Source organism: Streptomyces sp. ICC1 (genome assembly GCF_003287935.1).
Classification (GTDB): Bacteria; Actinomycetota; Actinomycetes; order Streptomycetales; family Streptomycetaceae; genus Streptomyces; species Streptomyces tritrimontium.
In genome coordinates this window covers 3,307,869-3,333,975 of the sequence record NZ_CP030287.1, presented here as the reverse complement: position 1 = coordinate 3,333,975, position 26,107 = coordinate 3,307,869, and the positions used below count along the sequence as shown (strand labels likewise).

The window sequence follows — 26,107 nt, the reverse complement described above, 5'->3', positions numbered from 1 at the left end:
TGATGTCCTCCACCCCGCTCGCGTCCGTGCTGTTCGTCTGTGTCCACAACGCAGGCCGCTCCCAGATGGCCGCCGGCTTCCTGCGCCACCTCGCCGGTGACCGCGTCGAGGTCCGCTCCGCCGGATCCCTGCCCGGCGACCAGGTCAACCCCTCCGCCGTCGCCGCCATGGCCGAGCTGAGCATCGACATCTCCGACCAGAAGCCGAAGGTGCTGACCCCCGAGGCTGTCCAGGCCTCCGACTACGTGATCACCATGGGCTGCGGCGACGCATGCCCGTACTTCCCCGGCAAGACCTACCTCGACTGGCAGCTCGCGGACCCGGCCGGTCAGGGGGTGGAGGCCGTCCGCCCCATCCGCGACGAGATCAAGGGCCTGATCGAGGGCCTCATCGCCGAGGTCGACGCGAAGAAGCAGAAGAGCTGAGCTGCGGCCTCCACGTTCGTCGTCATGATGCGGTCGGCTGCGCGGCGGCCCTCGACGCCGAGCGCCACCTTGCCGCCCTGGCCGACGGCACCTCTGCGGCAAGTCTGCAGACAGTCCCCGCTGCAGTCCGAACCGTCCGGTTCAATGGTCTTGCGCGGTGGTGGCCGCCGCGCAGGGCAGGCCGACGACCTGGCGAAACGCCGGGAGCACAAGGGGAAATGAGCACAGTGGCGTGGAGTGAGCAGGAGCTGGCGGACGCGCAGCGGCGGCATTGGCAGAGCACGTACGGCGCCCACCCGGGGATGTACGGCGAAGAACCCTCCACTCCGGCCGCCCACGCCGCAAAGGCGTTCCGCTCCGGCGATGCGGTGGAGGTACTGGAACTGGGTGCCGGGCACGGGCGCGACGCGCTCTTCTTCGCCCGCGAGGGCTTCACCGTCCTCGCAACCGACTTCAGCGAGACCGGCCTTCAGCAGCTGCGCGATGCCGCCCTCAGCCAAGGCGTCGCGGAGCGGGTGACCACGGCGGTGCATGACGTCCGGGAGCCGCTGCCCCTGGCGGACGACTCCGTGGACGCGGTCTTCGCGCACATGCTCCTGTGCATGGCCCTGTCCACCAAGGAGATCCTGGCCCTGGTGAGCGAGGTCCGCCGCGTGCTGCGGCCCGGCGGCCCCTTCGTCTACACCGTCCGGCACACCGGCGACGCGCACTACGGCGCCGGCACCGATCACGGCGACGACATCTACGAACACGGCGGCTTCGCCGTGCACTTCTTCCCTCGCGACCTGGTCGACGCGCTCGCCGACGGCTGGGCCTTGGACGAAGTCCACGCCTTCGAGGAGGGCGACCTGCCCCGCCGCCTGTGGCGCGTCACCCAGACCTTGTCCCGATAGCGGGTGCAGCGCCTCGCCACGGGATGGCGCTGACCGTCACCCGGAAGCCCCGTAAGCCCCGTAAGCCAACGGGGAATGAACCCTGCGTGACAGCTATGAACTGCGGCGGCCATGCCGCGTGGGCTCAGATATCGTCTCCCGATATCGGATTCCAACAGCGCGGACGGCGCCGCCGTCTAGGGAGTGGGCCATGAGCAAGCCATCAGCCGCAGCGACGCCCGACGAGTTGCAGCGGCGGCTGGGGGTGTCCGACGCGGTGGTGATCGGCCTGGGGTCGATGATCGGCGCGGGGATCTTCGCTGCGCTCGGGCCGGCCGCCGGCGCTGCCGGGTCCGGACTGCTGCTGGGTCTGGCGCTGGCCGCGGTGGTGGCGTACTGCAACGCGACGTCCTCGGCTCGGCTCGCCGCCCGTTACCCCGCTTCCGGCGGCACCTACGTCTACGGCCGCGAGCGGCTGGGCGACTTCTGGGGCTACCTGGCGGGCTGGGCGTTCGTCGTCGGCAAGACCGCCTCCTGCGCGGCGATGGCCCTGACCGTCGGCTCGTACGTCTGGCCCGGGCAGGCCCACGCGGTCGCGGTCGCGGCCGTGGTGGCGCTGACTGCGGTCAACTACGCCGGGGTGCAGAAGTCCGCCTGGTTGACCAGGGCGATCGTCGCCGTGGTCCTGGCGGTGCTGGCCGCCGTGACCGTCGCCCTGTTCACCTCCGGCAGCCCGGACGTCGCCCGGCTGGACATCGGTGACGACGCCACGTTCGGCGGGGTGCTCCAGGCGGCCGGCCTGCTGTTCTTCGCGTTCGCCGGGTACGCGCGCATCGCCACCCTCGGCGAGGAGGTCCGCGACCCGGCCCGCACCATCCCCCGGGCCATCCCGCTCGCGCTCGGCATCACCCTGATCGTCTACACCGTCATCGCCGTTGCGGTCCTGACGGTGCTCGGTCCCGAGCAGTTGGCCGACGCGACCGCCCCGCTGTCCGACGCGGTGCGCGCGGCGGGGGTGGACTGGCTGGTGCCCGTCGTACGGGTCGGGGCCGCGGTGGCCGCGCTGGGCTCGCTCCTGGCCCTGATCCTGGGCATCTCGCGCACCACCCTCGCCATGGCCCGCGACCGGCACCTCCCGCACGCGCTCTCGGCCGTGCACCCGAAGTTCAAGGTGCCCCACCGTGCCGAGCTCGTGGTCGGCGCCGTGGTGGCCGTGCTCGCGGCGACGACCGATGTCCGCGGGGCGATCGGCTTCTCCTCGTTCGGCGTGCTGGTCTACTACGCCGTCGCCAACGCCTCGGCCTGGACGCTCACCCCGGCCGAGGGCCGTCCCGCACGGATCATCCCGGTGGTCGGGCTGGCCGGCTGCCTGGTCCTGGCCTTCGCCCTGCCCATCTCGTCGGTGATCACCGGCGGCGCCGTGCTGGCCGTCGGCGCCGCCGCGTACGGCATCCGCCGCACGGTGACCGCCCGTCGGGAGCCGTAGGCCGGTTACCGACGAGCCTGCCGAAGGCAGGGGCGCATCCTCGTAGGGCGCAGCTCAGCAACCGGCAGACCCGGCCGGGCTCGCCCACCGCGCGGCCGCTGCGGTCCTCATCCGCCAACGGCTGTAGTGATGTTTCCCGAGGCCGACTATCCCCCTCGTGTTCGCTGCGGTCAGCCGGCACGGCGGGAGCGGGCCAGAGCCAGCCCACCGAGGGCCATGCTGATCAGTCCCAACAGCAGCGCCATGAAGGCTCCGCCGCGCTGACAGCTCTCCCCCTCGCGGCCCTGGCCTCGGGCCTGCACGACATGGGCGAGGCGTTGGCGCAGTCCCGAGGCGCCCTTGAGATTGCCTGACTGATCGCGGCCGGCGCCGCGGGCGAGGCGCTGCGGCAGGCGGAGCGGCGGGCGGACGAAGCCGAGCGCACCCGGGAGGAGACCGCGCGGCGTCGCGCCGACGAGGAGCGGCTGCACATCGCGCGGGAGCTGCACGATTCGCTCGTCCACCAGATCTCGATCATCAAGGTGCAGTCCGAAGTCGCCGTCCACCTGGCCCGCAAGCGCGGCGAACAGGTGCCGGAGGCCCTGCTGGCCATCCAGCAGGCCGGTCGTGAGGCGACCCGGGAACTGCGAGCGACCCTTGAGGCGTTGCGCGACGACGACACGAGCCCGCCGCGTGGGCTCGACGATGTCCCGGAACTGGTGGAAGGCGCGCGGATGACTGGCCTGGACGCCAGGCTGACGATCGACGGACGACGACACGACGTGCCGGCCGCGGTCGAACGGACCGTCTACCGGATCGTCCAGGAGTCGCTCACCAACATCGCCCGGCACGCCGCCGCCACTACCGCATCGGTCCACATCGACTACCGCCCGGACGCCCTGACCATTCACATCGAAGACGACGGCAAGGCCACGCCGGGCACCGCCCCGACGCCCGGCGTCGGGCTGCTCGGGATGCGCGAACGAGTCACCGCCCTCGGCGGCCGAATGCGCGCCGAACCACGCGGCGAGGGCGGCTTCACCGTCCAGGCCGAACTCCCCGTGGACCAGACATCATGATCCGTGTCCTGCTGGTCGACGACCAGCCACTCATCCGCAGCGGATTCCGCGCGCTCCTCAACGCCGAAGACGACATCGAGGTGGTGGCCGAAGCCGGCGACGGGAAAGAAGGCCTGGCTCTGGCGAAAGAGCACCTGCCCGACGTCGCGCTCATCGACATCCAGATGCCGGTCATGGACGGCATCGAGGCGACCCGGCTCATCGCCGCCGACCCGGCCCTGGCCGGGGTGCACGTCGTCATCCTGACCAACTACGGCTTGGACGAATACGTCTTCAACGCGCTGCGCGCCGGCGCTGCCGGATTCCTCGTCAAGGACATCGTGCCGGAAGACTTCCTGCACGCCGTACGCGTCGCCGCGCGCGGCGACGCCCTGCTGGCACCGTCGATCACCCGCAAGCTGATCAACAGGTACGTCACCCAGCCGCTCCACACAGCCGCCGGCACCGGGCTGGAAGAGCTGACCAACCGCGAACGCGAGGCCGTCGCCCTGGTCGCGCAGGGCTTGTCCAACGACCAGATCGCCGACCGCATGGTGATCAGCCCGATCACCGCGAAGACCCACATCAACCGGGCCATGGCCAAACTCCACGCCCGAGACCGCGCCCAACTCGTCGTCCTCGCCTACGAATCCGGACTGGTAGCCCCACGCAACTCCTGACATCCGCGGTCCGCGTGCATGCCGGCCGGCCGGCCGGCCGGTGATCCTCTTACTGAACGCCCTCGCAAGCTTCACGAGCTGCGCGTCGCCGCGCCCGCTTCCTCGATGATCGCCGGGGCCCCCGCCGGGAGCCGCAGCCCCACGACGCGCCCAGGCCACGCGGGCGTAGCGCCACCGATGCATCCCTGCCTCGCGGGACGATGTCGCCGACCAGCTACATCCCCGAAGGCGGAGAGGGGCATCTTCCTATGACGCAGCTCAACGACTGGCAGACCCGGCTCATCTCGACCGACGCTCCCGCGGCCGTGGTGCTCATCCGCCTCTACCTCGGGGTGGTGTTCCTCTGTGAGGGCATCTTGAAGTTCCTGCGCCCCGGCGCTCTCGGTACGGGCCGGTTCGACAAGGCCGGTATCCCCGCCCCGGGGTTCTTCGGCCCGCTGGACGGGGTCTTCGAGATCGTCTGCGGCGTACTGATCCTGGTCGGACTGCTGACCCGGCTCGCCGCTGTCCCGATGGTGGTCGACATGGTCGGCGCGCTGCTCATCACCAAGCTGCCGATCCTGTGGGGCAACGCGCCGCTGCTCGCCGGTGCGTCAGGGTGGTGGGACTTCATCCACGAGTCCCGCACCGACCTCGCCCAGCTGTGCGGCAGCCTGTTCCTGCTGATCGTCGGCGCGGGCGCTTATTCGCTCGACGCCCGCCTGCGCCGAGCCGCCGTGACCCCGGCGGCCGAGCCGCAGGTGGCCCGGCGCTGACCACCTGCCTGGTGCCGGCCGATGAGCCCGGCTCACTTCCCGGCTGGGTCCGGTGTGGGCCGAAGGTCTGCGGCGAGGCGCTCGACACGAGCCCGGATGTCGTCACGGATGGCCCGTACTTCGTCGAGGTTCTTACCCGCGACGTCCTCCACCGGCCAGTCCTCGTGCCGCTGTCCGGCCGCCACCGAGACCGCGTCCGCTCCGCTGGTGGTCACCACCACGGCGCTGCTCTGCGCGGTGTCCTCGGTCAGCTGCCGCGGGGTGCGCTCGGACAGGTCGATTCCCACCTCCGCCATCGCCTGCACGACCAGAGGGTTCACCCGCCCACCGGGCGCCGGGCCAGCGGACCGTACGGTCACGCCGTCGCCGGCCAGTTCCTCGAAGAATGCGGCCGCGATCTGCGAGCGCCCCGCGTTGTGCGCACACACGAACAGCACGCTGGGCTGGGGTTCTGTATCCGACATGGTGCGACCTCCCGCGAACATCGGGCCGGCGCCCCGGAGGCACCCAGTGGTCTCGCACCGACGCTACCGGCCAAGTGCCCGCCCTACGGGGGGCCGGACGGCATTGCCACATGCTGTTCATCAGCCTGCCGGAGGGATCTTGACGGCATCAGGAGGCGTCGTCGCCGAGGACTTCGCGGGCCAGCTCCTTGAGCGCCCGCCTGTCATCGGCCAGTGCCTGCTTCCCGGCTTCGGTGGCCCAGTAGACCCGCCGCGTACGGCCGTCGACCACCCGCTGCTCGGAGACCAGCAACCCGTCGGATTCCAGCCGGTGCAGCGTGGGATACATGGTGCCGGGGCTGATCTTGTATCCGTGACCGGCGAGTTCCTCGGTCATCCACGCGCCGTGGATCTCCTGCTCGGCCGCGTGGTGCAGGATGTGCAGCCGCACCGCGCCCCGCTGGAACTCCCGCATCCCGAACACCTCCACACTGCCACCCGCGCAGCGACGAAACCGATATCGGGTTCCGAGTCTACTTCTCCGCACCGCTGACGTCCTCCAGCCCGACCGGCCACCCCGATCAGCCAGGCCGGGTCCGGGCACACTCCCAGCACCCCACCGCCTGAGGAGAGATCGGCGCTATGACCCGCACCAGCACACCCGTCAAGCCGCCAGAACCTACGGAGTCGCCACTCTCGGCCTGGATGGCCCAGCCGTCCGCCAAGACCGCTTTGCTGCTCGCGGGAGCGGCGGGCCTGCTCATCACGCTGGTCGCGGCCGGAGTCCAGCCCGTGTTGCACGTCGACAGGGCTGTGGCCTCGCAGCTTCACGCCGTCGCGCTGGAAGAGCCGGGCTGGACGCATGCCAGCCGGATCCTCACCGACTGGGTGGTCGATCCGTGGACCATGCGCCTGCTCCTTGCCGGTGCCGTGGTGGGTCTGTGGCGGGGCGGGCAACGGCTGGTCGCCGTGTGGGCCGCGTGCGCCTCCGCCGCTGAATGGGTGTTCCGCGGCGTGCTGCGCTGGGCCATCGGGCGTGAACGCCCCCGGTGGGAACAACCCGTCGACTCGGCAGAGTTCGCCGCCATGCCGTCCGGCCACGCCATGACAGCAGCCGCCACGTGCGTACTACTGCTCTGGCTGGCGCGATGTGCCGGCGCGCCCGCGACCGCTCTGCGGATCGGGCTCGCGATGGCCGTTCTCGCAGTCATCACGGCCTGCTTCACACGCGTCTTCCTCGGTGTGCACTGGCTCTCCGACACCCTCGCGGGAGCCCTCCTCGGCACCGCGATGGCGACAGCCGCCGTCGCCGCCTGCCGGGCCGTGATGCGCCCGGCCCGCGCCCTTCCCGACACCGCATCCATCGACTATCGTCGATGATCGATGGATAGGCCGCTGCGACACCCCACCCCCCTGACCCACGAGGACGCGGCCACGTACGCCGGCTGGTTCAAGGCGCTGGCCGACCCCATGCGCGTCCGCCTGCTGCACCTGCTCGCCTCCGAACGACGGCCCATGGCCGTCGGCGAGATCACCATCCGTCTGCCCATCGGCCAGTCGACGGTCTCGCACCACCTCAAGGTTCTGGCGGAGGTCCGCTTCGTGCTGCCCGAACGGCAGGGCACCAGCACCCGCTACGAGGTCAACAGCGCCTGCCTGGACTGCTTCCCCGCCGCCGTCCGCGCGATCATGGGACAACGGCCGTGAAGATCAGGCGGATGACCGCCGGCGACGGTCCCGAGGTCCTGGCCGTCTACCAAGCCGGCATCGACGAAGGCGACGCCACCTTCGAGACGACAGCCCCCGACTGGCCGGCCTTCGACGCCGCCAAGCTGCCCGAGCACCGTTTCGTCGCCACCGACGACAGCGACGCGACGGTCCTGGGCTGGATCGCCGCGAGCGCCGTATCCGACCGCTGCGCGTACGCGGGCGTCGTCGAGCACTCGGTGTACGTGAGCCCGTCGGCGCGGGGCCTCGGCGTCGCCCGCGCCCTCCTCGACGCCCTCATCGCCTCGACCGAAGCCGCGGGCATCTGGACCGTCCAGTCCGGCATCTTCCCCGAGAACACCGCGAGCCTCGCCCTCCATCGCCGCGCCGGGTTCCGCGTCATCGGCATCCGCGAACGCATCGGCTGCCATCACGGCCGCTGGCGCGACGTGGTCCTCCTCGAGCGGCGCAGCACACGCGCAGATCGGCAGGCCCCGGCCACCTAGTGCTGTGGCCGGGAAGGTTTGCCGGGTCGCGGTGTCCGGTGCGGTGCCTCGCAAGGCGGAGGACCACGCCTCGTACTGGACGTACCGGTGTGGTCCGACAACGCGGCGAGGTGCCGTGCCGGGCGCCGCGACCCGGTGAACCTTTCCGGTCACCGGACTAGCGATCCGGGAAAACTGTTCCTCAATTGACAGTTGGGGCCTGGCTGAGACGCAGTGCGATGGATGATGGGCCCGACATGGCCGGAGCCCGTGCAGGAATGCGCTCGTGTCCGCAGCCCGGGTGGCGGAGCGGACGGTGGCTGCGGGCTGCCGTGTTCACGCTGCTCGGCTCGGCATTGGCCGTCATAGGTCACCATCTCGCCTCGGAGGAGCCGGTGTCCGGGCAGCGGGTGGCTGTCGGGGCGGCGGCCGTCTTCGCCACCTCGTGGCTCACGGCCCGCCTGCCCCGGTCCTGGTGGCAGGCGGTCGCGGCCACCGGCATCGCCCAACTCCTGCTGCACTGGGCGCTGTCCGCGCAAACGCCGGTACGCCACGGACAGGCCGAAGCACACGCCGTGGCGCCGGAGATCGGGTACGCGGCACACCACAGTGCGTGGGTGATGACGGCGGCCCACTGCGTGGCCGCATCCGCGATGGCTCTGCTCATGTACCGCGCGGACCAGGTGCTGAGCCGCCTGCCCGAGACGGTGGGCCGATGGGCCGAGACGGCAGTCGCGGCGGCCGGAGCGGCCTTCGGGGTCCGCTGGCGGCCCTGGGCCCGGCCGCGCGCGGCGACCGTACACGTCCCCCTCAACAGCCTTGTCCTAGCGCCGACCGTGACGGCGATGCTCTGTCACGCGGTGGTACGCCGGGGGCCTCCTGCCGGGTGTGCAGGAGACGTTCCCCCGATCCCGGCGGGCTGTGCACCTCCATGGTGAAACCCGCCCCACGTACTGAGAAGGTTGCTCCATCGTGAACAGATCACACATCCATCTTCCGCTCCGCAGGCTGGGCCTCGCGGCTGTCGGCGCCGTGGTGGTCCTCGGCGTGGCAGCCGGGCCGGCCGCCGCGCACGCCGAGGTCACCGCCTCCGACCCCCGTGCCCTCGCCGAGAACGTCACGCTGTCCTTCACCTCCGAGGCGGAGTCGGACACCGCGGGCATCGCGGAGTTGAGGGTCGTACTCCCGAAGGGCATCACCCCGGACGCCGTGACCCTGAAGGACGCCCCCAAGGAATGGAAGCTGACCGCCACGCCTGACGGGTACGCGATCGGTGGTCCGGCTCTGGCGACCGGCACCGACGCCGAGTACAGCGTCACGGTGCGCCAGCTGCCCGATGAGAAGTCCCTGGCGTTCAAGACCCTGGAGACGTACGGCGACGGAAAGGTCTCCCGCTGGATCGAGGTGCCGACCAACGGCGAGAAGGTTGATAATCCGGCCCCCGTACTGGAGCTGAAGGCAGCGGCCCCCGGGGCCAAGCTGATCGCCCCGAGCCCCTCACCGTCACCGACCCCGAGCGTCCCGTCCGCCCAGCCGTCGGCCACTGCTCCGTCCGCTCCCGCCGCGTCAGCGAGCGCGCGGGCGACGGACGAGACGGACACGGGCAGCAATACCGGAACCGTCGTCGGCGTTGTCGCGGCCGTCGTACTGCTCGTCGCCGCCGGCATCTTCTGGCGGCTGCGCCGCAACCGCAGCCAGGCCTGACCGGAGCGGCCGGGGCCCCGGCCGCAGATCGGTACGACGTGACGCGGTGGTCAGCCCGCACAGCAGCCGCAGCCTCCCGGCTCCGCGCCCTCCTCGGGACGGCCGGTCGTAGCCGTACCGGACTGGGGGCGCTGGCCACCTCGTACCGGGATCTTGTCCCCGGAGACCGCTGCGCGCGTGGTGAGCAGGACCGCCTGGGGCCGCCGCCCCTCGGATACCGAACGCTCACCTGCGTTGGCGGACCGCTGTGGAGCGGAGATCGAGGCGAGCAGGTTCGTCCTTCCCTCGGCGACCATCGGAGCAGGGGACTCGGCTGACTCGCCACAGCAGCCGTCCGTGCATCCATCAGACGCTGCCAGGGGCGCCGAGGTGGTTTCCGGCTTGGCGGCGATGGCCGCGCGGGCCGGGGCCGAGTCGCGTACCGGCTGGTGGTGCGGGAGTCGGGTCTTGCGTCCGGCGCGGATGCCGTTTCCGATGACCAGGACTTCGGCGAGTTCGTGTGTGGCTACCACGGCTGCCAGGCCCAGTGTGCCGATGGCGGCCAGCGGTACGAGGGTGACGAGGATGGCGCCGGAGAGCAGCAGGTTCTGGGTGAAGATGCCCCGGGCGGCGCGGGCGTGGGCGATGGCGTCGGGCAGGCGACGGAGGTCCTCGCCCATCAGGGCCACGTCGGCGGCTTCGATGGCGACGTCGCTGCCCATGGCACCCATGGCGATTCCGGCCTGCGCGGTGGCCAGGGCGGGGGCGTCGTTGATGCCGTCGCCGACCATGGCCACCGGGCCGCGGGCCTGGAGCTCGGTGACGATCCGGGCCTTGTCCTCGGGGAGGAGCTCGGCGCGCACCTCGGTGATGCCGGCGGCGGCCGCGATGGCCTCGGCGGTGCGGGTGTTGTCGCCGGTGAGCATGACCACCTGGATGCCCTGCTGCTTGAGACGGGTGATCGCCTCCGCGGCCTCGGGGCGGATCTCGTCGCGCACGGCGACCGCGCCGAGCAGGGCTCCGTCGTGCTCCACGACGACCACGGTGGCACCGGCGCTCTGAAGCCGGGTGACCTCGTCCGCGAGGGAACCGGGGTCGACGAAGCCGGGCTTGCCGAGCCGGGCCGGGGCTCCTGCCACGGTGCCGGTCAGGCCGTTGCCGGGTACGGCTTCCACGCCCTCGGCCGACATGTTCGGGAGCTCGTCGGCGGCGGTGAGGATGGCCGCGGCCAGGGGGTGTTCGCTTCGCGCTTCGAGGGCGGCGGCGACGCTCAGGACCCGCGTGCGATCGACACCCGCAGCCATCACCACGTCGATGACGACCGGTTCGTTGCGGGTGAGCGTGCCGGTCTTGTCGATGGCGACAACCCGGACGCTGCCGAGCGCCTCGACGGCCGCGCCCCCCTTGATCAGTACGCCGGCCTTGGAGGCCGCGCCGACGGCGGCGACCACGGCGATGGGCACGGACAGGGCGAAGGCGCAGGGGGCGGCGGCGACCAGGACGACGAGCGCGCGTTCGATCCACAGTCCTGGGTCGCCGAAGAGGCTGCCCAGTACGGCGACCAGTGCGGCCAGGACGAGGACGCCGGGCACCAGGGGCCGCGCGAAGCGGGCAGCCAGGCGCTGGCTGGAGCCCTTGCGTTCCTGGGCGTCCTGGACGATGTGCACCAGACGGGCGAGCGAGTTGTCCTCGGCCGTGGCGGTGACGGTCACTTCCAGTGCGCCGGACCCGTTGATGGTGCCGGCGAAGACCTCGCTGCCGGGGCCGACTTCGGTCGGGACGGATTCGCCGGTCACCACGGAGGTGTCCAGGGCGCTACGGCCCGTACGGACCGTTCCGTCGGTGGCGATCTTCTCGCCGGGGCGTACCACCAGGATGTCGCCGACGGCGAGTTCAGCCGGTTCCACCTGCTGTTCGGTGCCGTTGCGGAGGACCACGGCGTTGGGGGGCACGAGGTCGAGGAGGGCGCGCAGCCCGTGCTGGGTGCGGGCCAGTGCGTAGCCTTCGAGGCCCTCGGCGATGGAGAAGAGGAAGGCCAGGGTGGCGGCCTCGCCGTACTCCCCCAGCGCGACGGCCCCGGCTGCGGCGATGGTCATGAGGAGTCCGACGCCGAGCCGGCCCCGCAGTAGTGCGCGCAGGGCGCTGGGGGCGAAGGTGGCGGCGCCGACGGCGAGCGCCGCGAGCGCGAGGGCCGTGGACCACGCGTCGGACACGAGCAGGGATATGCCCAACAGGACACCGGAGACGGCCGCGGCCTGCAGTTCGCGTACCTGCCAGACCCGGGAGGGAGGCTCGGCCCCGCCCTGGCCGGTGCCGCTCTTGGCCGGGGCGGTGCCGCAGCATTCCTCAGCCATGACGGGCCTCCAGGCTCCGGGCGTGATCGGCCCTCTCGCCGTCGGAGGCGCAGCAGGCGCCGTCCGGGTCACAGGCCTGGTCGGGCTTACCCTGGTGGTCGACCAGCAGGACGAGCGCGGCCAGCTCGGCGAGCGCGTGCGCCAGCTTGGGATCCGCCAGCTCGTAGCGCACCCGGCGGCCGACCGGGATCGGCTTGACCAGTCCGCAGCCTCGCAGGCAGGACAGGTGGTTCGAGACGTTGCCGCGGGTCAGTCCGAGGCGGTCGGCGAGGTCGGAGGGGTAAGCGGGCGCTTCGAGTAGCGCCAGCAGCAGCCTGCGCCGCGTTTCGTCGGCCAGGGCCGTACCTACTCGGGCCAGCGCGCCGGCGTCGACCGCCACGGCGAGGCCCCTGTCCTGTTGCATCTCCATGCTCCTCACGTTACAGCGAACGCTGAATTAAGCCGAGGCTGTACTAATGGTGAGTGGTGCCGCGCGGGGCGGCGCAGTGCACCGGCCCCTCGAGGGCCTCCGGGTGCTGGGTGTGGCCCGTCTGCAGGGTGGCGTGGCTGATCCCGTACGCCGTGGCCAGGTGGTCCTGCAGTGCGCTGCGCAGCGCGTGGCAGTCTCGGCCGTCGCGGACCAGGAGGTGGGCGCTGAGGGCGGGGTAGCCGGAGGTGATCGTCCAGATGTGCAGGTGGCGGAGCCCGGCCACGCCCGGCCAGGAGGCGAGTTCCGCTCCGATGCGTTCGGGGTCGAGGTCCGCGGGTGCGGCTTCGAGGAGGACCTTCCACGATTCGCGTTCCAGCGCGTACCCGGCTTTGGCCATGAGCGCCACGACGAGCAGCGAGGCGAGCGGGTCGGCGCGGGTGAATCCGGTGAGCAGTACGACCAGGCCGGCCGCGGCGGTGGCGGTGAAGGCCCACAGGTCGTTGAGCAGATGCTGGAAGGCACCTTCGACGTTCAGGCTGGTGCGGTTGGCCTTGACGATCAGCCGGACCGCGATGATATTCACGGCGACTCCTCCCAGGGCGGTGAGGAGGACCGGCCCACCCTGCACCTGGGGCGGGTCGATGAGGCGGATCGCGGCCTCATACCCGAGCACGGCGGCGAGCAGGTGCGCGGCGTCCGAGATCAGTGCGAGGGAGCCTACGGTCAGTCCGACGGCGACCTCGGCGGCCATGAGTGCGGCGATCAGCGCGAGGGCCGCGGTGGGATAGCGCCGGTCGGAGTCCGGGCTCACCTCGTGGTGGTGGTCGGTGTGCGGGTGGGAGCCGTGGGCGTGGCGAACGCTCATTTCTGCCTTTCAGCCTGAGAACGTTCCTGCGCCGCCGTCGGGGACCGGCGCGGCGGCCGGTGCCCGACGGCGCACGGTGTCAGGAGCAGCAGCCCTGCGACGAACAGACCGTGGCCGGGGCGGCCGGCTCGCTGTCGTGGCTGTCCGGGGACGCGGGCGGTGCCTGCGGGGCGGTGGCCTGGGACTCGTCCTGCGCGTCGGCGGTCTGTGCTGTCGTGGCCGCGGTGCTGCCACAGCAGTGTGCGCCCATGCTTCTTCCGTCCTTCGGGTCGTTGTGTTCGGTGCCGCCGGTCGGCGGCGGTGTCGCATTCCCGCAGCAGACCGAGCCGGCCGGCTGCCGGGGCGCCTGCTGTGGTCTGGTGGGACGGCCCCTCGCGGTGCCGTCAGTGCGCCAGGACCATGACGGCCCCGATCGTGGACGCCGCGGCGACGGACACGGAGATGTGCCAGCCGCGCAGTTCCCCGGACCTGCGCTTGGCTGCGGCGAGTTTCAGTCCGACGACGGCGGTCCGCAGGAGGACCCCGCCCACCATCGCCAGCAGTACCGGGGTGAGGGAGGCGGGCAGCGGGCGGATGGTGGCGAGCAGGACGCCGGCCGCGGGGCTGACGGCCGACACGGCCAGCCACGGGGACAGTCGCTCCCGCGCTTCCGTCCGGGGGGCGTGCAGGGCGCGATGCCCGGCGTCCTCGTAGCCGTGGCCGCATCCCTTCCGGGTGAAGTAGGTGATGACCAGGTAGCCGGTGAGCCCGGCCAGGGCGGTGAATTACGGGAGCGGGTGGGGATGAGTGGTCAGCTACGGGTGTTCTTCGCCAGGAGCGGCAGGTCGTGCGTGAAGTCGTCCACGGTGGTGCCGCTGGTGTAGACGACGCGGCCTTCGCCGTCGGGGGTGAAGGCCAGGACCTGGGCACCGTGGTCGGAGGTGACGGACCCGTCGTGATGCTTCTTGGGGTCTTCGATGGCGATCCCGACTCCGATGGCGGCCTTCTTGACCTGCTCCAGGTTGCCGGAGAGCCCGATGAAGGAAGGGGAGAAGGCGTCGAGCCACTTGTCGAGGGCGGCCGGGGTATCGCGCTCGGGGTCGGTCGTCACGAAGACGACCTGGGTGTTGTCGCGGATCTCCTGGGGCTGCTTGCCCAGGGCGACGGCGACGTCCCCCATGGTGGTGGGGCAGACGTCGGGGCAGCTGCTGTAACCGAAGAACAGCAGCACGGTCCGTCCGGCGGTCCGCTCGCGCAGGTCGAAGGGCTGGCCGTCGGCGCCCGTGAGGACCAGGGCGGGCTTGGCGAACGGCTTCGACAGCTCGGTGCCCTTGTACGGGGAACTGCCCGCGGGCCGGGAGACGACCTGATCCGCCGTACCCGGGTGGTGGGGCTGCGAGGAGCCGCACGCGGTCAGGGTGAGTGCCGCGGCCAGGGCCAGAGTTGCCGCGCAGGCGGTCCGGATGCGGTTCGTCGCGGGCGTCACAAGGTGTCCGTTCATCGTGGTGGGCTTTCGAGTGCGGGAAAGATCAGGAGGGTTCGGCCGCGGCAAGGGCCAGAACCGTGCCGGCCAGGGCCTTGCCTCGCTCGGTGAGGCTGTACATGACCAGCCGTCCGTCCCTGCGCGATACGGCGAGACCCGCGGTACGGAGCTGACGCAGGTGGTGCGAGACCAGGTTCTGGGCCTGTCCGACCACCCAGGCGAGGTCGCAGACGCACAGCTCGCCGCCCTCGGCCAGGGCGGCGGCCACCTTCAGTCGGGTGGGGTCGGCGAGCGCTTTGGCGGCGGTGGCAGCCGATTCGAGCGTCGGCAGGGCCGGCATCCGGCGGCGGATCTCCTCCGCCACGGGCAGGTCCAGGCACAGCAGGTCACACGCGTCCTGGTGCTCCTCGGTCACGTCACGGGGTCCTTCGTCTCGGGGGCGGTGCGGTGGCAGTGCTCTGGTCCGGGACCCGGTTCAGATGCCGATGGTGAAGCCGGCACTCCAGGACTGCATCTGGCCGATCAAGAAGCTCCACACCCCGGTGACCATGAGGATGCCGGTGGCGATCATCATGCCGCCGCCGATCCGCATCACCCACCGGTAGTGGTTCTTGACCCAGGCGAAGATACCCAAGGCCCTGCGGAAGGCGAGACCGGCGACGAGGAAGGGAACGCCCAGGCCGAGGCAGTAGGCCACGGTCAGCAGTGCGCCGCGTCCGGCGCTGGCCTCGCTGAACGCCAGCGCCTGCACCGCGCCGAGGGTCGGGCCGATGCACGGCGTCCAACCCAGGCCGAACAGCACGCCCAGCATCGGGGCGCCGGCCAGCCCTGCGGCCGGGCGCCTGTGCAAGCGCCACTCCCTCTGCATGCCGGGCAGTACGCCCATGAATGACAGGCCCATCAGGATGGTCAGCCCGCCCAGGATCCGGATCAGCAGGTCCTGGTGGGCCAGGAGGGTGTTCCCTGCGTATCCGAACAAGGCGCCGAAGGAGACGAACACGGCCGTGAACCCGGCGAGGAAGAGCAGGGTGCCCGCCAGGATCCGGCCCCGGCGCACGTCGGCCAGGTCCGCGCCGCTGACCCCGGTGACGTAGGAGAGGTAGCCGGGCACCAGGGGCAGTACGCACGGGGAGAAGAAGGACACCAGTCCGGCGAGCGCCGCGACGGGTACGGCCAGTAGGACGGAGCCGGTGAGCACGGTGGTGTCGAACGCGGCAGCCAGGACCACGGTTCAGCCCTCCTTCAGTACGGGTTCGAGCATGGACCGCAGTTCCTGTTCGGAGAGGGCCTTCATCGCGCTGGTCGCGATGCGCCCCTCGCGGTCGATCACCAGGGTGCTCGGGATCGAGGACGGAGAGATGGTGCCCTTGAACTTCAGAAGCTGCTTGCCGTCCGGGTCCCACAGGCTGGGGTAGGTCATCCCGTAGGTCTCCTCGAACGCGAGCGCGTTGTCCTGGCCGGCATCACGCGTGTTGATACCGAGGAAGACCACACCCTGCTCACGAGTGTCCTCGTAGACCTTTTGAAGGTTCGGAGCCTCGGCCCGGCACGGCGCGCACCAGGGACCCCGCACATTGAGGACGACCACCTTGCCGCGGTGGTCGGCGAGTTGAAGCCGTTCACCGGTCAGACTTTCGCCCTCCAGGTCCGGCGCCTTCTTGCGGTCGGCGGCCGGTACCGGCGCCAGGCCCGCGGCCGCCGGCGCGGACGAGGAAGCGGGGGTGTTGCCGGGCGCACATCCCGCGGCCGACACGGCCACCGCGAGCACGGCGGCGACAGCAGCGGCCCGGCGTGCGGCACGTAGGCGGCCGAAGACGGGGAGGGAGGTACTCATGAGCAGGGGTACAGCCTTCGTGACGGGGACGGCAGGGGTTAGAGGAGGCTGGTCCAGTACAGCCAGAACCGCTGCAGGATCAGCCCGGCGATCAGCAGGAACCAGACGGTCAGCACCACTCCGTGGAGCGAGGCCGCCACCCGGACACCGCCGCGCAGCGGCGCGGGTACCGGCAGGACGCCGTGGGTCAGATTGCGCAGCGTCGTGTACCAGAAGACCGGGATCATCACCGCCCACACCGCCATGCAGTACGGGCACAGGGCATCGATCCGGTAGAGGCTCTGGAAGATCAGCCAGTGCACGAACACCACCCCGAAGGTGACCCCGGCCTGCACGGCCAGCCACATCCAGCGCGGCAACAGCGCCCCGGTCAGCAGCACCACACCCAGAGCGGTGACCACGGCGAACCCGGCGATGCCCAGCAGTGGGTTCGGGAAGCCGAAGGCCTCCGCCTGCGGGGTGGTCATCACCGACCCGCAGGACAGGATCGGGTTGATGCTGCACGACGGCTTGTACGAGGGGTCCTTGAGCAGCGCGATCTTCTCGACCGTCAGGGTGAACGCGGCGAGCAGGCCCAGCGCACCCCCGACGGTGAGGATCAGAGCGAGCAGCCGGGCTCCCGGAACGAGGGGGAAGCCGGCGGGCCCCACCGGGCCGGACCCGGACCGCTGTGCGGTGGCGGTCACTTGGCCAGCTCCGCCTCGATCACGGCCTTGAAGCTGTCGTAGCCGGTGATCTTCGGGCGCTTGCCGTTGACGAAGAACGTCGGCGTGCCCTGCACTCCGAGGCTGATCCCGTCCTCACGGTCCTTCTTCACCCGCGCGGCGGTCGCGGGGTCCTTCCACGCCTTCTCGAACGCCGCCATGTCCAGGCCCAGCTCCCGGGCGAAACCGCGGAACGTCTCCTCGTGCGAGACCTGCTGATCCCCCCAGCTCGCCTGGGTCTCGTACATCTTCGTGTACATCTCCTCCAGCTTCCCCTGCGCCCCGGCGGCCTCCACGGCCGCAGCGGCGAGCTCGGCGTTGCGGTGGCTGGGGATCGGGAAGTACCGCATCACGAAGGTGACCCGTCCTTCGTACTCCTTGCGAAGCCACTCGACGTCCGGGAACGCGGCCCGGCACGATTCGCACTCCAGGTCGAGGAACTCCACCACGGTGACCTTGCCGTCCTTCGCCGTGGACAGGCGGTGGCTGTCGGGGCGCACCAGCACCGAAGCGGCAGCGGCTTCGCCGGTGCCCGTCCCGTCACCTGCCGGTGCGGCGTCCGGCGAGCGGTTGGCCAGCAGCAGGGCGGCGACCACGGCCAGCACCAGGGCGACCAGGCCCAGGGAGATCTTCAGGTTCTTCGTCATGTCCATCCGGCGATCAAGAGGAATGGGGCAGGGGACAGCAACCACCCGTCCCTGATGGGAAGCGGGCGTCGCATCAACAAACTAATGGACGTTGATATGTGCTCGATATGGGGCCTCTGCACCGATCGGACCCGAGACCGCGCGAGCACGAAACGCCACCGCCGTCCAGGTGTCCGAGTCGATGGACTCTTCTGTCTGCGGCGGGCATCCTGCCCCGAAGGAACGGTGCGGGACCAGGGGGCGTGCGTGGAGTCGGTGGTCGTGAACGGTGTGCGGATCGCGTACGAGCGGACGGGGCGGGGCCGGCCGGTGGTGCTGGCCGGCGGCACGGGGATGCCACCAGTGGCCTGGGAGCTGTGCGGGGTACGCGAGGACCTGGTGCGGGCGGGCTTCGAGGTGATCACCTACGCCGCACGCGGCGTCGCCCCCTCCGAAGCGCCCGCGTCCCCGTACGCGATGGCCGACATGGCCGGGGACCTGGCGGGACTGATGGACGCCCTCGGCCTCACCAGCGCTACGGTCATCGGGTACTCACTGGGGAGCTTCACCGTCGAGCTACTGGCCCACACCCGGCCCGACTTGGTGGCCTCGGTGGTGCTCATGGCGGGCGCCGGCCCGGTGACCGGGGTCCTCGACGCCATGCTGGCCGCGGAGGCCGAGCTGATCGCCACGACCGGTCGGCTGCCCGCCGCCTTCACGCGCCTGCAATCCCTGCTGTCGAGCCTGCCGCCCGCCGTCCTGTGCGACGACGAGCAGCAGACCCGCACCTGGCTGGAACTCCTCTCCGCCCAGGAAGACCTCTGGACGTCCGCCGACGGGGAGGTGGGCCAGGCCACCGCGGCCCAAGCCTGGCTGCGCGACCCGCACCGCATGGCCGCGCTCACCGACATCACCGTCCCGGTGCTGGTCCTGGCCTTCGAGCACGACTTCTACTTCCCGCCCCGCGCCGCCAAGATCTCCGCCGACGCCCTACCCCAGGCGGAGTTCACGGTCATCGCCGACGCCGCACACGGCGGACTCCTCACCCACCCGAAGGAGACCAGCGCCGCCCTCCTGGCGTTTCTGACCCGAACCTGATCCGAGGGCGCCCAACCCGGGTGCGGGCGCGGATCCGGCTCACACTGTCAGCGGATGCTCCCGGTAAGGAGCAGCGGGTCGTGGGTGAAGTCGAGCTGCCCGCACGCCCTCTGCGCCAGCTCATGCCGTCCATTCCGCCCTGAGGCTCGTGCTCTACGGTCCCAACGTTTTCTGCCTGGACCGGGCGCTAGGAGCGATGTAATGCGGATGGCTTCGTCCACGGCGACCCGGTCGACCGTGTTCTCACCGACGCATGCCAGCGCCGGAGTGAGCACTGGACGCTCGGCGAGGCCTGACACCTCTACCGGCGCGACAGCAGTGGCCTCGACACGCTCCCTGTGGGCTCTCCACAACATGGCGCGCCGGCCTCCGGGAGAGATGGGCAGAACAGCGGGATCGCCACTCGAAGGCTGGGTCCAGCGCTGGTCTGGGCATCTGAGCGCGTCGGCCAGGGCACCCGCGGCACGCCAGGTGCGGTCGCGCACCCGGGTTTCACGCGACGTCGTGCCGGCCGCCCCTGAGCGCGAACCGGACCTCGACAGCGGAGCCGATCCGAGCTCTCCGCCGCTTCCGATTTGCGTCGGCTCGACCGGAGTCACGTCGCTCTCAACGCTGCGTAGTCAGCACCAAGTCAGCAAGGGACAGGTTGCGAGGGGTGCTGACATGGGGTTTCAGGTCAGCACCAGGTCAGCACGGGAGTCAGCACCGCATCCCCAAAAGCGGCGCAACTCTGCAATTCCGGCAGGGTCTTCCCACCCGCGTCAGGAGAGGTCCGAGGAGATCGGTTCGGGCCGTGTGGTGGTCTGGCACACTCAGGTGGGGTTGATTGTGATGACGCGCCACATATACCGCTGACCTGGGGACTTCTACGTTGTGGCCACGCCCGACGTCCCCGCAGACACCCTGGAAGTGGTGCACATGGTCTCCCCCGCAGCCGTCCCGAAGGCTCCGACCGGCATTCGGCGGATCGTGGCCGCCAGCCTCATCGGGACCACCATCGAGTGGTACGACTTCTTCCTCTACGGTACCGCCGCCGCCCTGGTCTTCAACAAGCTGTTCTTCCCCACCGCGGATCCGCTCACCGGCACCCTGATCGCCTTCCTCACCTACGCCATCGGGTTCCTGGCCCGGCCGCTGGGCGGGGTGGTGTTCGGGCACTTCGGGGACAAGGTCGGGCGCAAGAAGCTGCTCGTGCTCAGCCTGGTCATGATGGGCGGGGCCACCTTCGCGATGGGGCTGCTGCCCACCCACGCCAGCATCGGTGTCGGCGCTCCCATCCTGCTGACCGTGCTGCGCCTGGTGCAGGGGTTCGCGCTGGGCGGCGAGTGGGGCGGGGCCGTGCTGATCGTCTCCGAGCACGGCGGGGCCGAGCACCGCGGGTTCTGGGCGTCCTGGCCGCAGTCCGGGGCGCCCGGCGGGAACCTGCTCGCCACCGGGGTGCTGGCGCTGCTCGCCGCCGTGCAGTCGGACGCCACGTTCCTCGCGTGGGGCTGGCGCGTTCCCTTCCTGCTCTCCGGGCTCCTCGTGGTCGTCGGGCTGTGGATCCGGCTCTCGGTTTCCGAGTCGCCCGTCTTCCTCGCCGCGCAGGCCGAGGCCGCGCGCTCGGCCGAGAAGGACAGGGCCCCCGTCGTCCAGGTGTTCCGAAAGGACTGGCGGCAGGTCCTGACCGCGATCGGCACCCGGTTCGGCGAGAACATCTCGTACTACGTCCTCACCGCCTTCCTCCTCGTCTACGTGACCACGCACCTCGGCCTGCCCAAGACCACCGCCCTGAACGCGCTCCTGATCGGCTCGGCCGTCCACTTCCTCACCATCCCCGCCTGGGGCGCGCTGTCGGACCGGATCGGGCGCCGGCCGGTGACGCTGATCGGTTCGGTCGGCATGGCCCTGTGGGCGTTCGGGTTCTTCGCGCTGGTGGACTCCAAGTCCTTCGCCGTCATCACGGCGGCCGTGACCGTCGGCCTGCTCCTGCACGGCGCCATGTACGGGCCGCAGGCCGCCTTCATCTCCGAGATGTTCGACACCAAGGTCCGCTACTCGGGCGCCTCCATGGGCTCCCAGCTCGCCTCGATCATCGCGGGCGCCCTGGCCCCGATCATCGCCGTCGAGCTCTTGAAGGAGTACGGCTCCTCGGTGCCGGTCTCCGTCTACCTCTCGGCCGCCGCCGTCGTCACCACCCTCACCGTCGCCTTCGCCCGCGAGACGCGGGGGCGGGACCTGTCCGTGCCGAGGGCCGGGGCGGACGTCGGAGCGGAGGCCGGCGGGAAGGGCCGCGCGGCCCGGTCCGCGGCCGTCTCGGTATCCGACCCCGCCTGACCCGCCCGGCACGGATCCGCCCGCCGCGTCCGGTGTTCCGGGCACGGCGGGCGGACCCGGGACCCGGTCACCACCCCCGCACCGAAGGGCTGCCAGCATGGCTCCCGTGAACGAATCCACCGAGAGCGCCACCGGGCAGCGGGCGGCCGGCGCGTTGCGGCAGCTCCTCGACCTGCTCGACCGGGGCGCACCCGTCGAGGACTTCGCCCGGCCCGGCGCGCAGGCCCGTACCGGCGGGGCCGGGGCCGGTGAGCAGGCCCTCGTGGAGGAGGCGACCCGGGTCGCCCTCGGGATCAGGCGCACCCTCGACCAGCACCGGCGGCGCGAGGCGGAGCTCACCGCGCTGTTCGACACCGCCGGCGACCTCGCGGCGCTGCGCGATCTCGACGCGGTGCTGCGGGCCATCGTGCGGCGGGCCAGGACCCTGTTGGGCACGGACGTCGCCTACCTGACGCTCAACGACCCCGTCGCGGGCGACACCTTCATGCGGGTCACCGACGGGTCCGTCTCCGCCGCCTTCCAGCAGCTGCGCCTCGGCATGGGTGAGGGGCTCGGCGGCCTGGTCGCCCAGACCGCCCGCCCGTACGCCAGCGCCGACTACCGCGCCGACGACCGCTTCCGGCACACCAGCACCATCGATGCCGGGGTCCGCGAGGAGGGGCTGCGGGGCATCCTCGGCGTCCCGCTGCGCGTCGCCTCTCGGGTCATCGGAGTGCTCTACGCCGCCGACCGCTCGGTACGGGATTTCGCCCCCGACGCCGTGGCCCTGCTCTCCTCGCTCGCCGACCACGCCGCCGTCGCCATCGACGGCGCGCGGCTGCTGGCGGAGACGCGTACGGCCCTGGTCGAGCTCAACTCCGCCACCGAGACCGCCCGGGCGCACAGTGAGGCCGTACGCCTGGCCACCGAGACCCACGACCGGCTGACCGACCTGGTCCTGCGTGGCGGGGACGTCACCGACGTGGCCCGCGAGGTCGCCGCGCTGCTGCGCGGCGGGCTGGTGGTGCACGACGCCGAGGGCGCCGAGCTGGCCCGGGTCGGCAGCGATCCGATCGGCCCGCCCGACCGGGGGGTGGCCGCCTCGCGCTCCGGCGGCCGGGCCGTCCCGGTGGACGGGGTATGGGTCTGCGCGGTCCTGGCCGGGCCCGAACTCCTCGGCAGCATCGCCCTGACCGGGCGGGCCGACCTCTCGGACACCGACCGGCGTCTGTTCGAGCGCACCGGCCTGGTCACCGCGCTCCTGCTGCTGCTGCGGCGGTCGGTGGCGCACGCCGAGGACCGGGTCCGCGGCGAGCTGCTCAGCGACCTGCTGACCCCGGAGAGCCCGGGGCGCACCCGCGACCCCGGCAGCCAGACGATCCGGGCGCGCAAACTCGGCGTCGACCTGGCGCGCCCGCATTCCGTGCTGGTGCTGCGCGGCGACGCGGCCCTGCGGCCCCGGATGTCGGCGGAGGCGGCCCGCCGGGCCCGGGCCCTCGACGGCCTGGCCGGGCCGCACGAGGGGGACATCGTGCTCCTCGTCCCGGCCGGGCGGCCGGGCGACCTCGCGCGGTCGCTGGCGGCGGAGCTGGGGCAGGCCCTGGGCGCCCCCGTCACGGTGGGCTCCGCCGGACCGGCGGGCCGCCCGGGCGCCCTGCCCGCCGTGTACGCCGAGGCCGTGCGCTGCCTGGACGCCCTGCACGCCCTGGGCCACACCGGCCACGGCGCCGCCCTCCCCGACCTGGGCTTCGTCGGCCTCCTGATCGGGGACCACGGGGACGTCGGCGGGTACGTCCACCAGGTGCTGGGCCCGGTCATCGACTACGACGCCCAGCGCGGCACCGAGCTGGTGCACACGCTCCGGGCCTACTACACGCACGGAGCGAGCCTCTCCAGGGCCAAGGACGCCCTGCACATCCACGTCAACACCGTCGTTCAGCGCCTCGACCGGATCGGCCGGCTCCTGGGGCCGGACTGGAACGTCCCCGCCCGGGCTCTGGAACTCCAACTCGCCCTGCGCCTGCACCTCCTGGCACAGCCCGGGCCGATCGACCGGACGACGCCTCCTACGCCTGCGGGCCCGGCGTGACCAGACCCGTCTCGTAGGCCAGGACGACCGCCTGCGCCCGGTCGCGCAGGGCCAATTTGGCGAAGATGCGGGCCACATGGGTCTTCACGGTGGCTTCGCTGAGCGTGAGCTCCCGGGCCAGTTCCGCATTGGAGAGGCCGTGGCCCATGAGGGTGAGCACTTCGCGTTCGCGCGGGGTGAGGGCATCGAGGTCCGGGTGGGGCGCCGGGGTCGCGCCGCCGCCCCGAGCGGCGGCGGCCGCCGCGCAGCGCTCCACCAGCCGACGGGTGATGGACGGGGCGAGCAGCGCGTCTCCGGTGTTGACGAGCCGCACGGCGTTGGCGAGGTACTCCGGGGTGACGTCCTTGAGCAGGAACCCGCTGGCTCCGGCGGCGATGGCGGCGTAGACGTACTGGTCGAGGTCGAAGGTGGTCAGCATGATCACCCGGCATTCAGGGGCCTCGGCGAGGATCTGCCGGGCGGCCTCCAGTCCGTCCAGGCGCGGCATGCGTATGTCGAGCAGGACGACGTCCGGGCGCAGGCTCCGGACCTGCGAGACGGCCTCCACCCCGTCGGCCGCCACCCCCACCACATCGATCCCGCGTGCCGTCAGGATCATCCGGAATCCGGTGCGGACGAGTTCCTGGTCGTCGGCGATGACCACCCGCGGCCCGAGCGCAGGGACGGAAGCGGGATCGGGCGCGGGATCGGGCGCGGGGGCAGGCGCGGGCATCCCCGCCGCGGGCACGGTCGGCTCGGTCCGTTCTGTCGGCGTGGTCGGCGTGGTCGGCGTGGTCACGGGCGCTCCAGCGGGAGGCGGGCGCGGACCCGGTAGCCGCCGCCGAGGCGTCGGCGGGCGTCGAAGTCCCCTCCGTACACGGCGACCCGCTCGCGCAGCCCGAGCAGTCCGCGCCCGGCACCGTCCGCCCGGGCCGCCTTGGCTTCCCCGGCCTCCTCCCCGACTGCCGGCCCGGACGGCCCGGACGGCGCGGGAGGAGTGTCCGTCGTGACGGGCGCCGAGGACGCGGGCGCCCTGTCCCCCGACAGCACGCTCGGTCCGCTGTTGAGCACCTCGACCCGCAGCGCGTGGTCCGCGTATCTCACGCTCACCTCGGCCTTCACCCCGTCCCCGTGTTTGAGTGCGTTGGTCAGCGCCTCCTGGATGATCCGGTAGGCGGTGACGTCTATCCCGGCCGGCAGCGGCCGGGGTTCGCCGGATATCCGGACCTCGACCGGCAGCCCGGCGAAGACCATCCGGTCGATCAACGGACTGAGCCGGGCCAGGCTCGGCTGCGGCGAGAGCTCCGCCTCCGGGGCAGCGCCGTAGGGCTCGTCCTTGCCGTCCTGCGCGGGAGCGAGCAGGCCGAGCAGGTGGCGCAGCTCGGTCATCGTCGTGCGCCCGGCGTCCTCGACGGCGCTCATGGCAGCGGCCGCCTCCCGCGGTATGGTCTCCAGCACCTCGCGGGCCGCACCGGCCTGGACCACCATCAGGCTGACGTTGTGGCTGACTATGTCGTGCAGCTCTGCCGCGATCCGAGCCCGCTCCGCGTCCACGGCGGTGCGTGCCGCGGTCTCCCGCTCCCGCTCCAGCAGCCACCCCCGCTCCTCGATCGCCGCCCGGTGCCCGCGCCTGGTGCGCACGAGCGCGACGGCCAGCCCGTACGCGGTGAGCACCGCCGCGCCCGCCGCGGCCGACACCGCGACCAGCAGCCACCCCGACCCCTGTCTCGTACACACATCTCCTTCAGATCACCCGGAGTCGGAGTCGGAGTCGGGGTCGGAGTAGGCGTGGGCGTCGGGGTCGGGGTCGGCGTCGGCGTGGGCGTAGGGGTAGGCGTCGGCGTGCCGGCGCAGCCCGGGGTGGCCTCCGGGGGCAGCGGGACGCGCCAGATCTGGGTGTCGTTCTCCGACCCCACGAGCAGGCTGGTGCAGTCGGCGTACGTCACCGTCTCGCCCTGCGACTGCGCCGGGAGGGCGACGTCCGCGAGCTTGGCGCCGGAGGTGTCGTACACGGAGGCCGTGTTGGCGCCCAGCGGCCCGCCGCTGCGCAGGGTGTACGAGGCGCCCGACGGCGAGAACGCGCCGTCGGTGGCGAAGACCGGGCCCGGCCGGACCGCGGTGAGGGTGTTGACCTGCCCGGCCACCGGCGGCAGCGGAGCCTGGTACAACTGGCCCGCCGCGCCGATGAGTTTGCTCGCGATGTGGATCCGGCCGGTGACGGGATCGGCGAGCAGCGACTCCGCGTCGTGCTTGCCGTCGGCGTAGGCGAAGCGGTACGTCACGGGCGTCACCGTGGCGTTGGCGAGCTGATCGGGCTCGGCGAAGGAGTGCACGGTGATCTCGGCGCGACTGCCGAAGTTGTCGCCGATGTCGCCGACCAGGATCGCGGGGCCACCCCCGGCGTCCTTGCCGATCGTCAGGCCCTCCCAGTCGGTGTTGCCCACGCCGGCGACCGTGAGCGTGGCCAGGAGCCGGCCCGTGGCGCCGTTGCAGTCGACGGCGAAGACCTGGTTGGTGTTGCCGCTGTCGTTGACGGCGTAGAAGACGCCCGGGTGCTTGCGGCTCATGGCGAGGCCGCTGATCTCGGCCATGCCGCCGGGGAGGGTGCACTGGCGCTCGGGGGCCGCGGCCGCGGCCGGGGCCGGGGCGGCGCTGGCCGCGCCGCCGGCCATCCAGGCCACGGCCGGCAGGATCGTGGCGAGGACCGCGGTGGCGAGGGCGGCGGCCCGTGGGGGCGTGAGGAGTTGTCGGGACATGCCCACCATGTGAGAGGACGTCAGTTTCTGGCGCCAGGGCCAATCACTCCCCCTTCGAGCATC

Annotated in this window: 30 protein-coding genes and 1 pseudogene; 14 read left to right on the top strand and 17 right to left on the bottom strand. The window is 71.8% G+C overall.

Features of this window, described 5'->3' with window-relative positions:
• The first annotated feature begins 2 nt into the window (after positions 1-2).
• The 3 genes from DRB96_RS15820 (at position 3) to DRB96_RS15810 (ending at position 2,783) form a co-directional block, all read left to right on the top strand.
• Entirely contained in the window at positions 3-425 is a 423-nt protein-coding gene (locus tag DRB96_RS15820) for an arsenate reductase ArsC (protein WP_112449044.1), read from the top strand.
• A gap of 227 nt (positions 426-652) precedes the next feature.
• Complete coding sequence (locus DRB96_RS15815) at positions 653-1,318, top strand: class I SAM-dependent methyltransferase (RefSeq protein WP_204358037.1); 666 nt, start codon at positions 653-655, stop codon at positions 1,316-1,318.
• A gap of 190 nt (positions 1,319-1,508) precedes the next feature.
• Entirely contained in the window at positions 1,509-2,783 is a 1,275-nt protein-coding gene (locus tag DRB96_RS15810) for an APC family permease (protein WP_112449042.1), read from the top strand.
• 170 nt (positions 2,784-2,953) lie between these two features.
• On the opposite strand, the gene DRB96_RS44620 is transcribed toward DRB96_RS15810, so the two are convergent.
• Positions 2,954-3,085, bottom strand: a complete 132-nt coding sequence (locus tag DRB96_RS44620) for a DUF6223 family protein (RefSeq protein WP_239516163.1) — start codon at positions 3,083-3,085, stop codon at positions 2,954-2,956.
• Here DRB96_RS44620 and DRB96_RS15805 point away from each other — a divergent pair.
• From DRB96_RS15805 to DRB96_RS15795, 3 genes and pseudogenes are all read left to right on the top strand, one after another.
• Positions 3,053-3,841: pseudogene (locus DRB96_RS15805) on the top strand (sensor histidine kinase); the annotation flags it as partial. The gene DRB96_RS44620 and the pseudogene DRB96_RS15805 overlap by 33 nt on opposite strands.
• Positions 3,838-4,500, top strand: coding sequence for a response regulator transcription factor (locus DRB96_RS15800; RefSeq protein ID WP_112449041.1), 663 nt, complete (start codon positions 3,838-3,840; stop codon positions 4,498-4,500). The pseudogene DRB96_RS15805 and the gene DRB96_RS15800, both read left to right, overlap by 4 nt.
• A 248-nt stretch (positions 4,501-4,748) precedes the next feature.
• Positions 4,749-5,255, top strand: coding sequence for a DoxX family protein (locus tag DRB96_RS15795; RefSeq protein WP_112449040.1), 507 nt, complete (start codon positions 4,749-4,751; stop codon positions 5,253-5,255).
• A 32-nt stretch (positions 5,256-5,287) separates the two neighbouring features.
• On the opposite strand, the gene DRB96_RS15790 is transcribed toward DRB96_RS15795, so the two are convergent.
• On the bottom strand, positions 5,288-5,719 hold the full coding sequence (locus DRB96_RS15790; RefSeq protein WP_112449039.1) for a heat-shock protein HtpX: 432 nt from the start codon (positions 5,717-5,719) through the stop codon (positions 5,288-5,290).
• A gap of 148 nt (positions 5,720-5,867) precedes the next feature.
• Positions 5,868-6,173: a PadR family transcriptional regulator gene (locus DRB96_RS15785; protein ID WP_112449038.1), complete on the bottom strand. Its 306-nt coding sequence runs from the start codon at positions 6,171-6,173 to the stop codon at positions 5,868-5,870.
• Positions 6,174-6,403: 230 nt separating this feature from the next.
• Here DRB96_RS15785 and DRB96_RS15780 point away from each other — a divergent pair, with 230 nt between their 5' ends.
• The 5 genes from DRB96_RS15780 (at position 6,404) to DRB96_RS15760 (ending at position 9,594) form a co-directional block, all read left to right on the top strand.
• Positions 6,404-7,078 (top strand): phosphatase PAP2 family protein, encoded by a 675-nt coding sequence (locus DRB96_RS15780; protein ID WP_112449037.1) that lies wholly within the window; start codon positions 6,404-6,406, stop codon positions 7,076-7,078.
• Between the two features lie 3 nt (positions 7,079-7,081).
• Positions 7,082-7,405, top strand: a complete 324-nt coding sequence (locus tag DRB96_RS15775) for a metalloregulator ArsR/SmtB family transcription factor (RefSeq protein WP_112449036.1) — start codon at positions 7,082-7,084, stop codon at positions 7,403-7,405.
• Between the two features lie 11 nt (positions 7,406-7,416).
• Positions 7,417-7,911, top strand: a complete 495-nt coding sequence (locus DRB96_RS15770) for a GNAT family N-acetyltransferase (RefSeq protein ID WP_112449035.1) — start codon at positions 7,417-7,419, stop codon at positions 7,909-7,911.
• A gap of 311 nt (positions 7,912-8,222) precedes the next feature.
• Positions 8,223-8,828 carry a hypothetical protein gene (locus DRB96_RS15765; protein WP_112449034.1) on the top strand — a complete coding sequence of 202 codons (606 nt, stop codon included), beginning with the start codon at positions 8,223-8,225 and terminating at the stop codon, positions 8,826-8,828.
• A gap of 34 nt (positions 8,829-8,862) precedes the next feature.
• Positions 8,863-9,594, top strand: a complete 732-nt coding sequence (locus DRB96_RS15760; protein ID WP_112449033.1) for a DUF1775 domain-containing protein — start codon at positions 8,863-8,865, stop codon at positions 9,592-9,594.
• A 50-nt stretch (positions 9,595-9,644) separates the two neighbouring features.
• Here the strand turns inward: DRB96_RS15760 and DRB96_RS15755 are convergent, their stop codons facing one another.
• The 11 genes from DRB96_RS15755 to DRB96_RS15710 form a co-directional block, all read right to left on the bottom strand.
• The gene (locus DRB96_RS15755; RefSeq protein WP_112449032.1) at positions 9,645-11,927 is read right to left on the bottom strand and encodes a cation-translocating P-type ATPase; all 2,283 of its coding nucleotides are present in this window, start codon (positions 11,925-11,927) and stop codon (positions 9,645-9,647) included.
• Entirely contained in the window at positions 11,920-12,330 is a 411-nt protein-coding gene (locus DRB96_RS15750; RefSeq protein WP_112453458.1) for a metalloregulator ArsR/SmtB family transcription factor, read from the bottom strand. The genes DRB96_RS15755 and DRB96_RS15750 overlap by 8 nt, the downstream gene beginning before the upstream one ends.
• 49 nt (positions 12,331-12,379) lie before the next feature.
• Entirely contained in the window at positions 12,380-13,201 is an 822-nt protein-coding gene (locus DRB96_RS15745; protein ID WP_112449031.1) for a cation diffusion facilitator family transporter, read from the bottom strand.
• 79 nt (positions 13,202-13,280) lie between these two features.
• The gene (locus tag DRB96_RS42980) at positions 13,281-13,451 is read right to left on the bottom strand and encodes a hypothetical protein (RefSeq protein ID WP_162688597.1); all 171 of its coding nucleotides are present in this window, start codon (positions 13,449-13,451) and stop codon (positions 13,281-13,283) included.
• 133 nt (positions 13,452-13,584) lie between these two features.
• On the bottom strand, positions 13,585-13,818 hold the full coding sequence (locus DRB96_RS15740; protein ID WP_112449030.1) for a hypothetical protein: 234 nt from the start codon (positions 13,816-13,818) through the stop codon (positions 13,585-13,587).
• Between the two features lie 173 nt (positions 13,819-13,991).
• Entirely contained in the window at positions 13,992-14,681 is a 690-nt protein-coding gene (locus tag DRB96_RS15735) for an SCO family protein (protein ID WP_112449029.1), read from the bottom strand.
• A 28-nt stretch (positions 14,682-14,709) separates the two neighbouring features.
• Complete coding sequence (locus DRB96_RS15730) at positions 14,710-15,078, bottom strand: metalloregulator ArsR/SmtB family transcription factor (protein WP_112449028.1); 369 nt, start codon at positions 15,076-15,078, stop codon at positions 14,710-14,712.
• Between the two features lie 60 nt (positions 15,079-15,138).
• Positions 15,139-15,891, bottom strand: coding sequence for a cytochrome c biogenesis protein CcdA (locus DRB96_RS15725; protein WP_112449027.1), 753 nt, complete (start codon positions 15,889-15,891; stop codon positions 15,139-15,141).
• A gap of 3 nt (positions 15,892-15,894) precedes the next feature.
• On the bottom strand, positions 15,895-16,497 hold the full coding sequence (locus DRB96_RS15720; RefSeq protein WP_112449026.1) for a TlpA disulfide reductase family protein: 603 nt from the start codon (positions 16,495-16,497) through the stop codon (positions 15,895-15,897).
• A gap of 38 nt (positions 16,498-16,535) precedes the next feature.
• A complete protein-coding gene (locus tag DRB96_RS15715) occupies positions 16,536-17,183 on the bottom strand; it encodes a vitamin K epoxide reductase family protein (protein ID WP_239516162.1) in 648 nt (215 codons plus the stop codon).
• A complete protein-coding gene (locus DRB96_RS15710; protein ID WP_112453456.1) occupies positions 17,180-17,848 on the bottom strand; it encodes a thioredoxin domain-containing protein in 669 nt (222 codons plus the stop codon). Before DRB96_RS15710 ends, DRB96_RS15715 begins: the two co-directional genes overlap by 4 nt.
• 225 nt (positions 17,849-18,073) lie before the next feature.
• Here DRB96_RS15710 and DRB96_RS15705 point away from each other — a divergent pair, with 225 nt between their 5' ends.
• The 3 genes from DRB96_RS15705 to DRB96_RS15695 all read left to right on the top strand — a co-directional run bounded on the left by DRB96_RS15705 (position 18,074) and on the right by DRB96_RS15695 (position 23,309).
• Positions 18,074-18,925: an alpha/beta hydrolase gene (locus tag DRB96_RS15705; protein ID WP_162688596.1), complete on the top strand. Its 852-nt coding sequence runs from the start codon at positions 18,074-18,076 to the stop codon at positions 18,923-18,925.
• Between the two features lie 918 nt (positions 18,926-19,843).
• Complete coding sequence (locus tag DRB96_RS15700) at positions 19,844-21,241, top strand: MFS transporter (protein ID WP_112453455.1); 1,398 nt, start codon at positions 19,844-19,846, stop codon at positions 21,239-21,241.
• Positions 21,242-21,338: 97 nt separating this feature from the next.
• Positions 21,339-23,309, top strand: coding sequence for a GAF domain-containing protein (locus DRB96_RS15695; RefSeq protein ID WP_112449024.1), 1,971 nt, complete (start codon positions 21,339-21,341; stop codon positions 23,307-23,309).
• On the opposite strand, the gene DRB96_RS15690 is transcribed toward DRB96_RS15695, so the two are convergent.
• The 3 genes from DRB96_RS15690 to DRB96_RS44615 form a co-directional block, all read right to left on the bottom strand.
• Complete coding sequence (locus DRB96_RS15690) at positions 23,287-24,021, bottom strand: response regulator transcription factor (RefSeq protein WP_112453454.1); 735 nt, start codon at positions 24,019-24,021, stop codon at positions 23,287-23,289. The genes DRB96_RS15695 and DRB96_RS15690 overlap by 23 nt on opposite strands.
• 62 nt (positions 24,022-24,083) lie before the next feature.
• Positions 24,084-24,878 carry a histidine kinase gene (locus DRB96_RS15685; protein WP_239517874.1) on the bottom strand — a complete coding sequence of 265 codons (795 nt, stop codon included), beginning with the start codon at positions 24,876-24,878 and terminating at the stop codon, positions 24,084-24,086.
• The gene (locus DRB96_RS44615; RefSeq protein ID WP_239517730.1) at positions 24,797-26,044 is read right to left on the bottom strand and encodes a hypothetical protein; all 1,248 of its coding nucleotides are present in this window, start codon (positions 26,042-26,044) and stop codon (positions 24,797-24,799) included. Before DRB96_RS44615 ends, DRB96_RS15685 begins: the two co-directional genes overlap by 82 nt.
• Positions 26,045-26,107: the final 63 nt, after the last annotated feature.

Coding starts and splice junctions, on each gene's coding strand:
- DRB96_RS15800 (WP_112449041.1), top strand. CDS start 3,838: ATGATCCGTGTCCTGCTGGTCGACGACCAGCCACTCATCCGCAGCGGA.
- DRB96_RS15810 (WP_112449042.1), top strand. CDS start 1,509: ATGAGCAAGCCATCAGCCGCAGCGACGCCCGACGAGTTGCAGCGGCGG.
- DRB96_RS42980 (WP_162688597.1), bottom strand. CDS start 13,451: ATGGGCGCACACTGCTGTGGCAGCACCGCGGCCACGACAGCACAGACC.
- DRB96_RS15710 (WP_112453456.1), bottom strand. CDS start 17,848: ATGACGAAGAACCTGAAGATCTCCCTGGGCCTGGTCGCCCTGGTGCTG.
- DRB96_RS15780 (WP_112449037.1), top strand. CDS start 6,404: ATGGCCCAGCCGTCCGCCAAGACCGCTTTGCTGCTCGCGGGAGCGGCG.
- DRB96_RS15775 (WP_112449036.1), top strand. CDS start 7,082: ATGGATAGGCCGCTGCGACACCCCACCCCCCTGACCCACGAGGACGCG.
- DRB96_RS15735 (WP_112449029.1), bottom strand. CDS start 14,681: ATGAACGGACACCTTGTGACGCCCGCGACGAACCGCATCCGGACCGCC.
- DRB96_RS15785 (WP_112449038.1), bottom strand. CDS start 6,173: ATGCGGGAGTTCCAGCGGGGCGCGGTGCGGCTGCACATCCTGCACCAC.
- DRB96_RS15720 (WP_112449026.1), bottom strand. CDS start 16,497: ATGAGTACCTCCCTCCCCGTCTTCGGCCGCCTACGTGCCGCACGCCGG.
- DRB96_RS15820 (WP_112449044.1), top strand. CDS start 3: ATGTCCTCCACCCCGCTCGCGTCCGTGCTGTTCGTCTGTGTCCACAAC.
- DRB96_RS15755 (WP_112449032.1), bottom strand. CDS start 11,927: ATGGCTGAGGAATGCTGCGGCACCGCCCCGGCCAAGAGCGGCACCGGC.
- DRB96_RS15750 (WP_112453458.1), bottom strand. CDS start 12,330: ATGCAACAGGACAGGGGCCTCGCCGTGGCGGTCGACGCCGGCGCGCTG.
- DRB96_RS15790 (WP_112449039.1), bottom strand. CDS start 5,719: ATGTCGGATACAGAACCCCAGCCCAGCGTGCTGTTCGTGTGTGCGCAC.
- DRB96_RS15690 (WP_112453454.1), bottom strand. CDS start 24,021: ATGCCCGCGCCTGCCCCCGCGCCCGATCCCGCGCCCGATCCCGCTTCC.
- DRB96_RS15795 (WP_112449040.1), top strand. CDS start 4,749: ATGACGCAGCTCAACGACTGGCAGACCCGGCTCATCTCGACCGACGCT.
- DRB96_RS15745 (WP_112449031.1), bottom strand. CDS start 13,201: ATGAGCGTTCGCCACGCCCACGGCTCCCACCCGCACACCGACCACCAC.
- DRB96_RS15695 (WP_112449024.1), top strand. CDS start 21,339: ATGGCTCCCGTGAACGAATCCACCGAGAGCGCCACCGGGCAGCGGGCG.
- DRB96_RS44615 (WP_239517730.1), bottom strand. CDS start 26,044: ATGTCCCGACAACTCCTCACGCCCCCACGGGCCGCCGCCCTCGCCACC.
- DRB96_RS15700 (WP_112453455.1), top strand. CDS start 19,844: ATGGTCTCCCCCGCAGCCGTCCCGAAGGCTCCGACCGGCATTCGGCGG.
- DRB96_RS15770 (WP_112449035.1), top strand. CDS start 7,417: ATGACCGCCGGCGACGGTCCCGAGGTCCTGGCCGTCTACCAAGCCGGC.